This is a genomic window from Chitinophagales bacterium (genome assembly GCA_017303835.1).
In the GTDB taxonomy this organism is placed as follows: domain Bacteria; phylum Bacteroidota; class Bacteroidia; order Chitinophagales; family Chitinophagaceae; genus JAFLBI01.
This window is the reverse complement of sequence record JAFLBI010000001.1, coordinates 649,851-664,111: the sequence shown is the minus strand read 5'-3', so window position 1 is coordinate 664,111 and position 14,261 is coordinate 649,851. Positions and strand designations below refer to the sequence as shown.

At 42.6% G+C, this 14,261-nt stretch carries 12 protein-coding genes; 8 read left to right on the top strand and 4 right to left on the bottom strand.

The genetic code is table 11. From position 1 onward, the window contains the following. Positions 1-191 precede the first annotated feature (191 nt). Together J0L83_02985 and J0L83_02980 are read left to right on the top strand one after the other, a co-directional pair. Positions 192-707: a hypothetical protein gene (locus J0L83_02985; GenBank protein ID MBN8663507.1), complete on the top strand. Its 516-nt coding sequence runs from the start codon at positions 192-194 to the stop codon at positions 705-707. 55 nt (positions 708-762) lie between these two features. Further along, positions 763-1,515 (top strand): hypothetical protein, encoded by a 753-nt coding sequence (locus J0L83_02980; protein ID MBN8663506.1) that lies wholly within the window; start codon positions 763-765, stop codon positions 1,513-1,515. Between the two features lie 82 nt (positions 1,516-1,597). Here J0L83_02980 and J0L83_02975 read toward each other — a convergent pair whose 3' ends face one another. The 3 genes from J0L83_02975 to J0L83_02965 form a co-directional block, all read right to left on the bottom strand. Next, a complete protein-coding gene (locus tag J0L83_02975) occupies positions 1,598-2,647 on the bottom strand; it encodes a formimidoylglutamase (protein ID MBN8663505.1) in 1,050 nt (349 codons plus the stop codon). 34 nt (positions 2,648-2,681) lie between these two features. Further along, a complete protein-coding gene (locus tag J0L83_02970; GenBank protein ID MBN8663504.1) occupies positions 2,682-3,917 on the bottom strand; it encodes an imidazolonepropionase in 1,236 nt (411 codons plus the stop codon). A 479-nt stretch (positions 3,918-4,396) separates the two neighbouring features. Beyond that, entirely contained in the window at positions 4,397-4,783 is a 387-nt protein-coding gene (locus tag J0L83_02965; GenBank protein ID MBN8663503.1) for a VOC family protein, read from the bottom strand. A gap of 559 nt (positions 4,784-5,342) precedes the next feature. Here J0L83_02965 and J0L83_02960 point away from each other — a divergent pair. Beyond that, on the top strand, positions 5,343-6,032 hold the full coding sequence (locus tag J0L83_02960) for a spheroidene monooxygenase (protein MBN8663502.1): 690 nt from the start codon (positions 5,343-5,345) through the stop codon (positions 6,030-6,032). Between the two features lie 167 nt (positions 6,033-6,199). Then, positions 6,200-7,147 (top strand): arginase, encoded by a 948-nt coding sequence (locus J0L83_02955; GenBank protein ID MBN8663501.1) that lies wholly within the window; start codon positions 6,200-6,202, stop codon positions 7,145-7,147. Here the strand turns inward: J0L83_02955 and J0L83_02950 are convergent. Then, a complete protein-coding gene (locus J0L83_02950; GenBank protein MBN8663500.1) occupies positions 7,144-8,010 on the bottom strand; it encodes an NAD(P)-dependent oxidoreductase in 867 nt (288 codons plus the stop codon). The two genes, J0L83_02955 and J0L83_02950, sit on opposite strands and share 4 nt — an antisense overlap. A 138-nt stretch (positions 8,011-8,148) precedes the next feature. Here J0L83_02950 and pfkA point away from each other — a divergent pair, with 138 nt between their 5' ends. From pfkA to J0L83_02930, 4 genes are all read left to right on the top strand, one after another. Beyond that, on the top strand, positions 8,149-9,132 hold the full coding sequence (gene pfkA / locus J0L83_02945; GenBank protein MBN8663499.1) for a 6-phosphofructokinase: 984 nt from the start codon (positions 8,149-8,151) through the stop codon (positions 9,130-9,132). Between the two features lie 27 nt (positions 9,133-9,159). Beyond that, positions 9,160-10,650: a pyruvate kinase gene (gene pyk, locus J0L83_02940; GenBank protein ID MBN8663498.1), complete on the top strand. Its 1,491-nt coding sequence runs from the start codon at positions 9,160-9,162 to the stop codon at positions 10,648-10,650. Positions 10,651-10,729: 79 nt separating this feature from the next. Beyond that, a complete protein-coding gene (locus tag J0L83_02935; GenBank protein ID MBN8663497.1) occupies positions 10,730-12,592 on the top strand; it encodes a CocE/NonD family hydrolase in 1,863 nt (620 codons plus the stop codon). 6 nt (positions 12,593-12,598) lie between these two features. Then, positions 12,599-14,242, top strand: coding sequence for a beta-N-acetylhexosaminidase (locus J0L83_02930; protein MBN8663496.1), 1,644 nt, complete (start codon positions 12,599-12,601; stop codon positions 14,240-14,242). Positions 14,243-14,261 lie beyond the last annotated feature (19 nt).

Here is a 14,261-nt window from a genome sequence, read left to right as displayed (position 1 = left end):
GTTCAATCTTCCTTACCCACTTTTAGCTTCTCACTTATTCCTTTTGCCTTAAAACGGGAAAAACCCCACTCAAAAACGGGAAATTTCCCATGAAAATACCGTTGTTTAACGGGTTGACTTTATAAGTTTCCTTGAATAGTTTTGGCGTTTTGAAAAATTAAGCATTCCTCAAATTCTCAATAATCAAAAGCATGACTCATAAAAACAAATTTGTTGCGGTTGTATTTTTCTGTTTGGCGATAACAATTAGTGCTTGGGCACAAGAAAAGAAACCAACAAAAACAGATTCAACAATTACACTCAACTGGCTGACAAAAAGTTTCTTACTAAAAAATCCCGACACAGGATTTGTTGCATTAGATGATGGAAGCGGATTTGAAAAAAAGTCAATCAATGCAACTTTAAAGATTGTTACACTTCCCGGAAAATATGATGATGCTAAAAAAGAATTCTTGACGTCAAGTCCCAGAGAGAACTCACTTAAAGTTGATGTCATATACAATACTGTTAACAAAAAAGAAGCTGTTTCTTTTATTACAGAGGAAATAAGTCCAGATAAAACTCAGTTTGAAAACTTTATTCTAATCATGACACTTATTGAAGTTGATGATGTAGTTGTTATGGTGATAGGGGCTTATCCAAAATCTCACGACAAACTTCTTAGACAGAAGTTTATTGAGACAACTATATCAATAAAGTCAGCATAGCAAGAAAATTGATGATTTCAAACTCCTGATAAGACTGTAACAAACAAATAAACTAATGAGAATCCTATTGCATTTATTACTTTATACATTCACATTTCAAAGTTTCAGCCAAGTCAATGATACTGATGCTTTTTTCGAAGGGCGTCACGACAAGAAAATCTTTAAAGCAAATCGAATACAACAAATAAAGGCAATAGTTACAGTTGGCAATTTTAAACCATCAACTTTCATTTATGAATTTGACAAAAAAGGGTATCTATTAAAACAATCAGTTTTTGACAGGAATGGAAAAATTATCAACGAATACATTTTTAAGAATAATAAATATGGTGATCAACTTAAAAGAATTAATATTTCTTACTCAATTCAAAGAACGGATACAACATTGTTTGACAAAAAATATAAGAGAAAACTTCTAATACAAGAATCCGTTATCGGTGGTTCAGGTAAAACTGTACATTTTTACCATAATAAAAAGAAAACTGAATCGATTACTTACTATTCAAACGACACATCAAGTAGCGACAAACTTCATACTTCATATATTTATGACACAAAGAACAGGTTAATAAATATTAGCGAAAGAATATTTCCGCTTCTAAGCACAGAACCTATTCTCATAAGAACGACAACATATACGTATGATTCATTAAATATGGTTACCCATGCTAACAAATTGGGTGGCGCAACTTATCAATATAGTTATAAAGAAAATGGATTACTTGAGAGCAAAACAGAAATAATTTCGGGTGATTATAATAACATACTTGTTGTTGAACAATACAGTTATACATTTTGGAAATTGTAAAAAGCTTTTGCTTGTAGCCCAATCAATAACCAGTACAGTTAAAAACATACTCTTTATTGGTTGCCTAACCAATAAATATGATCTATACCCCACTCCCTTTTACAAAATCACTCACCAAATAGCTAATGAGTTTTCCTGTGGTGGCAGAGTTGCGGCCATCGCTTAATGCTGTGGCGCCTTCGCAGATATGGAGATAAGCAGGTTGGGTATCTGCTGCAGCAAGATTTACGTATTGCCTAGCGTGGTTAGCTGTTATGCCGCTGGGTGTTACCGCACTGCTGAGTGTATTTTCTACGCAGTCCAAGTCTAATTCAATACCACAACGGTTGCCTTCTGTAAAACTGGTCGCAATGCCTACTGCTTGCAAAAATGTTCTTTTCTCGTGCAGGAAAATATCTTCATGCGTAATACAATCCATGAAAGGATTGTTTACGATATCCATCCAGATGTTTTGCGTAATATAATTCTCATGTATGCCTACAACGCAGTATTTCTCTAAATAACCATCTTCCTCTGCATAACGGAATGCATTCCCGCTATGGCGACCTTCCATGGGTCGGTAATCAGCGTGCGCATCCAGATTCACCACATTGATGCGGGCCATATCGCCTCCGGTAAATTTCTGCCAGCCTTTTGCCGAGCCCTTGATGCAGGGGTAAGCATTGTTGTGTCCGCCACCAATCACGATGGGTATTTTACCGCATTGGGTAATTTGCTGAATCACTTGTTCCACGGCATCATCTATCGTATTCACCGCATGGCGGTAAGCATCTACTTTTTCTTCGTAGCCGTGTGCGTTCTGTTCGATGAGTTGTTCAAAAGCAGAAAAATCAAAATGACCGAGGAGTAAGATTTCTTGTCCGTCTAAAAAATCATTGCTCTGTATGTTCAGAAAACTTTGCAGAAAGGGCAACCAGGCAGAATCGGCACCGCCAATGCCATAATTGGCTTTTACACCGATGTCTTCGGGCACGCCCAGCAACACAAATTTTGCACTGCTCTGCTGTAGAGATGCGAGGAGATTATTGGGGTCTGCCAGCACTTGAATGCGCTCGCCGAGTTTGGTTTCAAAACGTCTGATCCTGGTCTGAGAAAGAATATCCTGTTTGTTGTAAATACGCAGTTGTGGCATAGCAATCGGTTTCCGTAACAAGGTACGAAAACAATCAATCATACCATTGTCCATTCACCAGCATACGGGCCACATGGTTTTCGCCAAATGCATAAGGCAGGTAGGCAATGGAGGGAATCGGTTGGGTAATCATCAGGTTGGCTTTTTTACCCACGGTAATACTGCCCACTTCGTTTTCCAATTGTAAAGCATAAGCTGCATTGAGGGTGGCCGCATTGATGGCTTCCTCAGGCAGCATGCGCATTTGAATACAGCTCATGCTCACCACGGTTTGCATATTGCCACTGGGCGATGAGCCGGGATTAAAATCTGAAGCAATGGCTACCGCACAACCGGCATCAATGAGCTCGCGCGCGGGTTGAAAAGGCATGCGCAGAAAATACGCGGCAGTTGGCAAGAGCGTACCAATGGTATTGGATTTAGCCAAACAATGAATGGCTTCCTGATTCATGGATTCTAAATGGTCAACCGAAATAGCACCGGCAGCAACACCTGTTTCTACCCCACCCGATACATGCAATTGATTGGCGTGGATTTTGGGCAAGAGTCCGGCAGCTTTACCGGCTTCCAAAATTCTTGTGGTTTGATCAGGCGTAAAGAAACCTTGCTCGCAGAATACATCAATATACTCGGCCAAGTTTTCTGCTGCAACAGCAGGAGTCATTTCATGGATGATCAACTGCACGTAGCCTTCGTGATTCTGTTTATACTCCGGCGGAAAACTATGTGCACCTAAAAATGTGGCTTTAATGGGAATGGGAAAATTTTGTTTGAGTCGGCGTATCACCCGCAGCATTTTCAGTTCTGCTTCGGTGGATAGTCCGTACCCACTTTTGATTTCGATAGCACCGGTACCCAATAAAATGAGTTTATGCAAACGAGCTGCTGCCAATTGATACAAAGTATCTTCATCGGTATTCGCTAAGCGCGCAGCAGAATTTAAAATACCACCACCATTGGCCGCAATTTCAGCATAGCTGAGTCCGCGTATTTTATCTACAAATTCATTTTCTCTGCTGGCAGCAAAGACCAAATGTGTATGCGAATCCACAAAAGCCGGCAATACAGTACCACCCTGTACATCGTACACTTCGGCATTGGTTTGTGGCAATGCATCCATAGCACCAAAGGCTGCAATACGATCTTGTTCTACCAATAGCCAAGCATTGTTGAGCACAGGCAGTTCTGCCAAAGCCTTGCCACGTAGTAACTGGTTAGTGGTTCTTGTATTAATGAGTTGAGCAATGTTGGTGAGCAATAAGGCCATGATATAAAGGTAAAGGAACAACGTAAGGAAAAAACGAGAATCGAGAAAAGAAAATCGAGAAAAGAAAATCGAAATGAATATTGAACAGTAGAACATTAGAACAAGGAACAGATGAAGAAAAAATCGAGGAACGAGGGAAGAAAAACGAATAGGGGAAGGAAAAATTGAAAATGGAGGGTTGAGAAACGAAAAGTGCCAAAGACTAACAGCCAAAGACCAAAGACCTTTGAAAGCTTTGTGATTTAAGCTCGTAATTCAAATACCCCTCAGTCCCCTTCGGGGCCAGCTCCCCTTAGCAGGGGAGCATATTTCAAAAGCTGATCTACTCTGCGCAAACTCCGGCCACTCTTTTTCTCTGCGGTGAAAAACACAGAACAAAAGAAAAATGATAGAGTAATGAATTCGAGACTCAATGACTTAGAAATAAAAAGCACAAACCCCCACCCCCCAATTCTTAATTATTAATTATTAATTGTTAATTCTTAATTCCTTTCAATCAAATCCCACCAATTACCATAGAGATCTTCGAAAACCGCAACCGTGCCGTAAGCTTCTACACTTGGTTCACGAATAATTTTGACTTGATGATCGAGTAAGCGCTGGTAATCGCGTTGAAAATTATCTGTGTGCAGAAAAAGGAATACACGTCCGCCGGTTTGATTACCTACCCTGCTTAATTGTTCTTCATTGGCTGCTTTGGCCAGTAAAATCTGACAACCATTGCTACCTGACGGTGCTACCAATACCCAGCGTTTGGTTGGACTTAATACTGTGTCTTCCATCAAATGAAAGCCTAGCTTTTGGGTGAAGAAAGCAATGGCTTCATCATAATCTTTCACCACTAATGCGATATGTGCGAGGGATTGCATGGTTCAAAGTAATAAGTAAAAAGGCAAAAGCAAAAAGAATTGAAAGAATCGAGAATCGAGGAAAGAAAAACGAAAAGGTTTAGTGCGTAAGGCCTAAAGCAAAAAGCTATTATTGCGTTTAGCATCAGTTTCTCGCAAAGCGCGCAAAGTTGATCAGGCGCACAAATCTCACCCAATCCTTGCGGGCTAATTATTCTTGGCGAGCTTAGCGTGGTTATCAAGTGCATCAATAAGCTATAAATTATTTCCCCTCCTTGACAAGGAGGGCCTGTCATCTGAAGCTTTAGCGAAAGATGGGTGCTTGCATCTAATGCAAGACGGGGTGGTGTAAATACCCCTCAGTCCCCTTCGGGTCCAGCTCCCCTTAGCAGGGGAGCAAATTTTAAAAGATGATTTACGCTGCGCAAACTCTGCTCCTCTCTATCTCTGCGGTAAAAATATATACTTCCTAGCGCCACCTTGCGCCATTCCGTCTTTGCGGTTAGGCTTTAGCACAATATCAAATCATAAACTCGAAATCATCAAACAAAACCCCTCAAAATCTGTAGTAGATTGCAGCATGCGTATTCAATTGATCATTGCACGATATCCCAAAGGTTTTGGCTGGGCTGGATTTTTATCCATGGCATGGTTTCGTATAATGCTTTGGTTCACTACACAGTTTAGCTTTTGGAAACTCATGGGCTGTGGTAAGAATGGGACTTTCGATAAAACGCCCGACTGGCAACAATGGGCTGTCTTATTAACTGGTGAAGCCGATATGCCTAAATGGATGAATGCTTGGTTTCGTTTATTCAAAGCACGCGTATGGCAATTAGAATTGGAAGCGATTGAAGGACATGGTACCTGGGATCAACAAACACCTTTTGGCGACTTACCAAAGAACACCGATTATGATGGGCCAATAGCTGTGCTGACACGTGCTACTATCCGATTGAATCGATTAAAGAATTTCTGGCAACATGTGGATGCCGTAGCTGTACAGATGGCTGGTGCACCGGGCTTTATTACATCTGTGGGCATTGGTGAAATACCTTGGATCAAGCAGGCTACATTCAGTATTTGGCATTCCAAATCAGCTATGCGCGAGTTTGCCTATCGCATGCATGAACACAAGGAAGTGATTCGCAAAACCTATCAGGAACAATGGTATAGTGAGGAAATGTTTGTGCGTTTTCGTTTGAAGCGCAGTACCGGTTCCTTAAACGATAGTGCGGTTTATACAGAATTAACGACAGTTTGCAATTGAAATAGGGCGAATCCCCTATTTTTGAATCTGATGCTGAACAGCACACCATATATTAGTTATCCCGATAGCCGCCGCATTCTGCCTGCTGGCTAAACTTTCCTTTGCCTTATTCTAACCCATTGCGTCCCTAGTGGATGAATCGTTATTGCTAACCATAATGTCATTGTATGAAAAATATCAAACTCATTGAAGTCCCCTCAGAAATAGGCGCCGGTACCCGTGGTGCCAGCCTAGGCATTGATGCTGTAAAAATTGCTGCGCTCGATTTCATGAGCAATTTCTTTGTGCATTTTCCTTCTGAAAAAATTCAGACAGAAAATAAACTCTTATTCGAACCCATTGAATCGCCTTATGCAAAGCGCATCAAAGGTGTTACTACTATGTACGAGCGTGTGAGTAAGGCGGTACAGGAAAGTATCAAGAGCAATTTCTTTCCTGTGGTGTTAAGCGGGGATCATAGTACAGCTGGCGCCACCATTGCCGGTATTAAAATGGCCAAGCCCAAAAGCAAATTAGGTGTGATTTGGATTGATGCACACGCAGATTTACATACGCCTTATACTACCCCATCCGGCAATATGCATGGTATGCCGCTGGCATCTGCGATTGCAGAGGACAATGAGGAAAATGCCGTACACGAAATTGATAGTGATACCAAGCGCGCCTGGGATGCGTTGAAACATATTGGTAAGATAGCGCCCAAGGTTTTGCCAGAAGATATCGTCTTCATTTCACTGCGTGATTACGAAAGAGAAGAGCGCAACCTGATTGAGAAGTATGGCATGAAAGTGATTACCACCAATGAAGTGCGTAGAAAAGGTCCGGAAAATATTGTGCGTGCCGTCATTCGTTATTTGAGTGATTGTACGGATATCTATGTATCCTTTGATGTGGACAGTCTGGACTCCTCTATCTCCAAAGGAACCGGCACACCGGTAAGCAATGGTTTACGTGAGCGTGAAGCAGAAGATTTGATTTCAAAATTCATGCAGAACAGAAAGATCTGTTGTTTTGAAATCACGGAAGTAAACCCTACGCTGGATAAAGAAAACCTGATGGCAGAAATTGCTTTCAATATTCTCCAGCGTAGCGTGAATATTCTGATGATGAACTAAGCCAGACTCAATCGAATACCGGTTTCAATATCAACTGGTGCATAGCCCAATTCACGAACGGCTTTATCAATCAATAAGCCGCCTTTCTTGGCCCTGCGCACAGGTTCAGGAAAACTGGCTTCATCAACGGGTGTGATCAGTTCGGCATCCAATCCCGCAGCTGCGGCAATTTGCACCGCCATTTGATATGGAGACACGATATCTTTTCCTGCTAAATGGTAAGCGCCTCTTGCATCCTGCTGAATAATTTGCAGAATACCTTTTGTAATATCAGGTGCATAGGTTGGTGTACGCAATTGATCATTCACCACTTTGATAGATTGTTTTGCTTTCAGGGAATTGACCACCCATTGCACAAAACTGCCTCGCTGATCGGTTAATTGTTGTCCGTAAATAAATACAGGGCGTACAATGGCGTATTCCAATCCACTCGCTTGCACCAATTGCTCGGCAGCCAGTTTGGTTTCACCATAATAGTTCAAGGGTTGTGGTGTGGCATCTTCCCCATGCGGGCCATCATCACCAAAAATAAAATCAGTCGATATGTAGAGAAAACGTGTGTGCTTAGCTGCCGACTGCAATAAATGATTGGTGGCTGTTACATTATTCGACCATGCAGTAGCAGGATCATTCAAACAAATATCCGGCTTACTCATGGCTGCGTTGTGGATAATCCAATCATAGTCTTGTTGCAGTATTTGCGCCACTGCATCCTGATCTGTAAGGTCTAACTGTGCATAAGGCTGCTGCATCCAAGTCGGCTTGGCTTGTCGGCCGGAAGCGGTCATGTCAAAATGCGGTGCTAAATCGTTCAACAACCACCTTCCCAAAAAACCCATGGCACCTGTTAATAGTATCTTCATGTTTCGGCGATTAATAGCCGACGAAATTGTGTAATTTGTCGGTTCTTATTAAAAACTTACTTTTACGGTTGTGTATAACCTACACAATGTGATTAATCACTGCTTCAGTTAACATGAAGCTAAGGGCTTTAAAGCATTATGGCACAAAAAGTTACAAAGATTGGCGTACTCACTTCCGGTGGTGATTCTCCGGGTATGAATGCTGCCATCAGAGCGGTAGTTCGTACGGGGCTCTACTATAATCTCGATGTATTTGGTATTGTACGTGGGTATAGTGGCATGATTGAGGATGATATCTATCAGATGGATTCCAAATCTGTGGCCAATATCATCCAGCGTGGTGGTACCATTCTCAAAACTGCCCGTTCCAAGGAGTTCATGGAGTATGAAGGCCGTAAGAAAGCCTACGAAAACCTGAAAAAGCATGGCATCGATGGTCTGGTGATCATTGGTGGTGATGGTAGTTTCCGCGGTGCACAGCGCTTCAGCAATGAATTTGATATTCCTTGTATTGGTTTGCCCGGTACGATAGATAAAGACATAGCCGGAACTGATTTCACCATCGGTTTCGATACTGCAGTGAATACAGCCATTGAAGCCATAGATAAGATTCGCGATACAGCAGATGCACACGACCGTCTCTTTATTGTAGAAGTGATGGGCCGCGATGCAGGTTATATTGCCTTATACAGCGGCATTTCTACGGGTGCAGAGAACATCTTGATTCCCGAGACCAAGACAGATATTAACGAAATCATTCGCTCCCTAAGCGAAAAAGAAAAACGTAGGAAACTGGTGAACCTGATTGTGGTTGCCGAAGGCGATGATTATGGCGGCGCGCAACAGGTAGCAGATATCTTGAAGAAAACCTTACCCAATCTGGATACACGTGTGTGTATCCTGGGCCATATTCAGCGTGGTGGCTCCCCCAGTGCGCTGGACAGAATGATTGCCAGCCGTATGGGCTATCATGCTGTGGAATGCCTCATGGAGGGCAAACACAACGTGATGGTAGGTGTGGTAAACAATAAAATGCATTACACCCCATTAGACAATGCAGTAAAAGCCAAGCAAAAAATCAGTCAGGACTGGCTGAAAGTGGTCAAAATCCTCGCAACCTAATTAGCACCCCCGTAAACCGAAAAAAATATGTCAAAAAACCTGGACAAGTACCTGCACAAGAATATGGACAAAGCTGCAGGTATTGCACATGGATCGCACAGAACAAAGATCGTTGCAACTGTAGGCCCGGCCTGCGATACACCCGAACAATTATTAGGATTGGTTCGCGCCGGTGTAAACGTGTTTCGTCTGAATTTTTCTCATGGTAGTCATGAAGACAAAGCACGCATCATTCAGCACATCCGTGATATCAATAAAAACGAGCCCTACAATATTGCTATTTTGGCCGATTTACAAGGTCCGAAATTGCGTGTAGGTGAAATTGAGAATAACGCGCTGGAAGTAAATGCCGGTGATATACTCACTTTCACAAACGAGAAGTGTGTGGGTACCTTGGAAAAGATTTATGTGTCCTACCCCAACCTCGCCGGTGATGTGAAGATTGGCAACATCATTTTGATTGATGATGGTAAGCTGGAAGTAAAAGTCGTAGGTATTGAAAAGAACGGTGATGTAAAAGTAGAAGTAACCCTTGGTGGTGTACTCTCTTCTAAAAAAGGGATTAACCTGCCTGATACAAAAATATCTTTGCCAGCTTTGACAGATAAGGATCTGGCTGATTTGGAATTCATTATTGAGCAGCAGTGCGACTGGGTAGCATTGAGTTTTGTACGCAGCGTAAAAGATTTGATCATTCTGCGTAATAAACTGGATGAAAAAAAGAGCAAGACCAAGATCATTGCTAAAATTGAAAAGCCTGAAGCTTTAACCAATATTCGTGAAATCATCCTCGAGAGTGATGGTATCATGATTGCCCGTGGTGACCTCGGTGTGGAACTGCCTGTTGAGCAAGTGCCGTTGATTCAGAAAGACATCATCCGTAAGTGTCTGCATAGAGCCAAGCCGGTGATTGTGGCTACACAGATGATGGAATCTATGATCGATCGCGTGAAGCCTAACAGAAGTGAGATCACCGACGTAGCCAATGCGGTATTGGAAGGTGCTGATGCGGTAATGCTGAGCGGTGAAACCGCTACCGGTAAACACCCAGCACTGGTGGTAGAAACCATGCGCAAGATCATTCTGGAAATTGAAAAGCGTGAGTATCGTTACGACCGTGAAGATGATTTGCGTCCTCAGCCACATTCCCCTTCCTTCCTGAGTGATGCCATCTGCTACAATGCCGCGAAGATTTCCAGCGATGTACAGGCCAATGCCCTGATTGGTATGACGCAGAGCGGTTATACGGCTTTTATGCTGAGTAGTTATCGTCCAAAATCACCTTTATATATCTTCTCTAAAGAGCGTTCACTCATCAACCAGTTGAGCTTAAGCTGGGGTGTTCGTGCATTCTATTATGATGAAGAGGAAAGTGTGGATGATATCATTTTTGACCAGATCAGCATCCTCAAATCAAGAGGCTTCCTGAACACAGGCGATATTGTGGTAAACACAGGTAGTACGCCGGTTCATTTACACCTGCCTACCAATATGTTGAAGATCACTAAGGTGGACTAAACCTGACTGAATACAACCAACAAAAAGATTCTCCTTCGTGGGGAATCTTTTTTATTTTCATACACTCCAAACGAACTGTATGAAACAATGGCTTGTCGCGCTGCTCCTCCTGCCCTTTTTTGCGCAGGCGCAGGATGCAGATTCTGCATGGATTGTCAATAATTACACCAAGCAGGAAGTATATATCCCCATGCGAGATGGCGTGAAACTCTTCACGGCTATTTACACACCAAAAGACGCATCGGAAAAACATCCGATCCTCATCAACAGAACACCGTACACATCATCTCCTTACGGCGTTGATAAATTCCGTGCTTTCTGGAATAACCATTATAAGCATTACCTGAAGGAAGGTTATATCATGGTGATTCAGGATGTACGTGGCCGCTGGATGAGCGAAGGCGAGTTTGTGGATGTGCGCCCCTACAACCCTGATAAAAAAGGCAACGAGGTTGATGAAGCTAGCGACACCTATGATACAATTGACTGGTTGATTAAGAACATCGCGAATAACAATGGCCGCGTAGGTGCATTTGGTATTTCGTATCCGGGCTTTTATACCACGATGGCAGCGATGAGCAATCATCCTGCATTAAAAGCAGTGAGTCCGCAAGCACCGGTAACCGATTGGTTTATTGGTGATGATTTTCACCACAATGGTGCATTCATGTTGATGGATGGTTTCAGTTTCTACTGGAATTTTGGCCGTCCGAGACCAAAGCCCATTACCCAGCAAACACCGGGCACGAATATTTTCACGTCAAAGGATAATTACAATTTCTATTTGAAGATTGGTGCATTGAGCAATTTCACCAAGCTGACTGGTGATAGCATTGCTTTTTGGAAAGACTTGATGGCGCATCCAAATTATGATGCATGGTGGCAGGCCAGAAATGCACGCAAGCATGTAGACAAATTGCAGACGCCAGCAGTACTGGTGGTGGGTGGTTTGTTTGATGCAGAAGATTGCTTTGGTGCGTGGGAATTGTATAAAGCCATTGAAGCCAAGAGCAAAACAGATAACCGAATTGTGATGGGCCCTTGGTATCATGGTCAGTGGGCACGCGGTGATGGTACTCGCTTAGGCAATGTGCAGTTTGGCAGCAATACCAGTGAATGGTATGCACAGAATATGGAGATTCCATTTTTCAATTATCACTTGAAGAATAAAGGCAGTTTAGACAAAATCGCGGAAGCCAATATTTTCTTTACCGGTAGCAACAAATGGTGGCAGTTTCCGAAATGGCCAATGAGTACGGCTACTACACCACTCTACCTGCAAGCCAATGGCAAAGCTGATTTTAAAGCGAGTAAAGAACAGAGCTCTTCAACGTACATTAGTGATCCTTCGAAACCTGTGCCTTATACAGAAGATGTACATTTCAGCAGAACACGGGAATACATGACAGATGATCAACGCTTCGCATCCAGAAGAACAGATGTACTCACATTTGAAACAGATGTATTGAATGAGGATGTAACTGTTGCAGGCACATTGGTAGCTGATCTATTGGTAAGTTTAAGCAGTACAGATGCAGACTTTGTCGTTAAACTGATTGATGTATTTCCGGATGATTTCAAATATGCAGACGAAGGCGCGCAGGCATCCAGAACAGCGCCAAGTAAAGTACCCATGGGTGGCTATCAGATGTTGGTGCGCGGCGAAGTGATGCGTGGCAGATACCGCAATAGTTTTGAAAAGCCGGAAGCTTTCACACCCAACAAACCGACCACTGTAAAATTCAATCTGCCTGATGTAGCCCATACATTCCAAAAAGGGCATCGCATCATGGTGCAGATACAAAGCAGTTGGTTTCCTTTGGTTGACAGAAACCCGCAACAGTTTATCAATATCTATACTGCAAAAGACAGCGATTTTCAAAAAGCAACCATTCGCGTTTACCATAATCAATCCAAAATTCATTTACCTATCTTGAAATAACCCTTTATGAAAAAACGATTGCTGATCATGAGTGCTTTGTTTATAACTATGCTGACAAAAGCACAGGAAGTAAATATCATTCCACAGCCAGCCGCTATGACAGTGGGCAAAGGCAGTTTCACCATCACCCCAAAAACCAAGATTGTGTTTGCAGGTAGTGGTTTGGAAAATGCTGCTGATTTTCTGAATGCATATCTGAAACAGTTTTACGGTTTCACTTTGCAGACAAGCACAGATAGCAAATATGACCACAACATCGTACTCAACTACGATAAAATGGAATACCCTATTCCCGGCGCTTACAATATGGATGTTACCAAAAAGCATGTTTATATTGGTGGCGATAATGCAACAGGCGTATTCTATGGTGTACAGTCATTGATTCAATTATTGCCTGTACAAAAATCTTCACAACTCAAGATTAAAGAAGTATCCATTCAGGATAAACCACGCTTTGCCTATCGCGGCTTACACCTGGATGTAGGCAGACACTTTTTCCCGGTGGCTTTCATCAAGCAGTACATCGATTATATCGCACTGCATAAGATGAATACTTTTCATTGGCATTTAACGGAAGACCAGGGCTGGCGTATTGAAATCAAGAAGTATCCTAAGTTGACTGAAGTAGGTGGATTTAGAAATGGCACCATCATTGATCGTTATCCCGGCAAGGGCAATGATGGTATCCGATACGGTGGTTATTATACGCAAGAAGAAATCAAGGAGGTAGTAGCTTATGCTGCTGCGCGACATATCACTGTTGTACCGGAAATCGAATTACCCGGACACTCCTCTGCAGCGATTGCAGCTTACCCCGAATTAAGTTGCTTCCCTAATGAAAATACCAAGGTAGCACCAAAGACTAGTTGGAGTGGCCCTACCACAGGCAAGCAAGTGCAACAAGCTTGGGGAGTGTTTGAAGATGTGTTCTGCCCAAGTGAATTCACGTTTAATTTTCTGCAAGATGTATTGGATGAAGTGATGGCCCTCTTCCCTTCTACCTATATTCATATTGGTGGTGATGAGTGCCCCAAAGAAGCCTGGAAGCGTTCTGCTTTTTGTCAGGAATTGATTCGTGAAAAAGGTTTGAAGGATGAGCACGGTTTACAGAGCTATTTCATTCAGCGCATAGAAAAATATTTGAACAGCAAAGGCCGTCAGATTATTGGCTGGGATGAAATTCTGGAAGGTGGCTTAGCGCCTAATGCAACAGTGATGAGCTGGCGCGGTGAAGCTGGTGGTATTGAAGCTGCCAAGCAAAACCATAACGTTATTATGACTCCGGGCGGTTGGTGCTATTTTGATCATTCTCAAAACAAGCCTGAAGATTCTGTAACCATTGGCGGTTATACCCCAGTTGATAAAGTGTATAGTTATGAACCCGTTCCAAAAGAACTGACTGGCGATAAAGCCAAATATGTATTAGGCGCACAAGCCAATGTCTGGACAGAATACATGAAGAATACCAACAAGATTGAGTACATGATTTTCCCCCGACTCAGTGCTTTAAGCGAAGTGTTATGGTCGCCAAAAGAACAGCGTAACTGGAGCAGTTTTGAGAAACGTTTAGGTACCCAGCAAAAGCGCTATCAGCTATGGGGCAGCAATTACAACAAGGTGTATTTCGCTGGTAAACAATCAGTTAAATAATAAAGTAAACTTAATTCCG

What these genes read in the sequence shown, in the direction of transcription:
- J0L83_02965 (MBN8663503.1), bottom strand. Translation starts at nt 4,783, where the DNA reads ATGCAATCCCTCGCACATATCGCATTAGTGGTGAAAGATTATGATGAA.
- J0L83_02980 (MBN8663506.1), top strand. Translation starts at nt 763, where the DNA reads ATGAGAATCCTATTGCATTTATTACTTTATACATTCACATTTCAAAGT.
- J0L83_02960 (MBN8663502.1), top strand. Translation starts at nt 5,343, where the DNA reads ATGCGTATTCAATTGATCATTGCACGATATCCCAAAGGTTTTGGCTGG.
- J0L83_02935 (MBN8663497.1), top strand. Translation starts at nt 10,730, where the DNA reads ATGAAACAATGGCTTGTCGCGCTGCTCCTCCTGCCCTTTTTTGCGCAG.
- J0L83_02975 (MBN8663505.1), bottom strand. Translation starts at nt 2,647, where the DNA reads ATGCCACAACTGCGTATTTACAACAAACAGGATATTCTTTCTCAGACC.
- pyk (MBN8663498.1), top strand. Translation starts at nt 9,160, where the DNA reads ATGTCAAAAAACCTGGACAAGTACCTGCACAAGAATATGGACAAAGCT.
- J0L83_02950 (MBN8663500.1), bottom strand. Translation starts at nt 8,010, where the DNA reads ATGAAGATACTATTAACAGGTGCCATGGGTTTTTTGGGAAGGTGGTTG.
- J0L83_02985 (MBN8663507.1), top strand. Translation starts at nt 192, where the DNA reads ATGACTCATAAAAACAAATTTGTTGCGGTTGTATTTTTCTGTTTGGCG.
- J0L83_02955 (MBN8663501.1), top strand. Translation starts at nt 6,200, where the DNA reads ATGAAAAATATCAAACTCATTGAAGTCCCCTCAGAAATAGGCGCCGGT.
- J0L83_02930 (MBN8663496.1), top strand. Translation starts at nt 12,599, where the DNA reads ATGAAAAAACGATTGCTGATCATGAGTGCTTTGTTTATAACTATGCTG.
- pfkA (MBN8663499.1), top strand. Translation starts at nt 8,149, where the DNA reads ATGGCACAAAAAGTTACAAAGATTGGCGTACTCACTTCCGGTGGTGAT.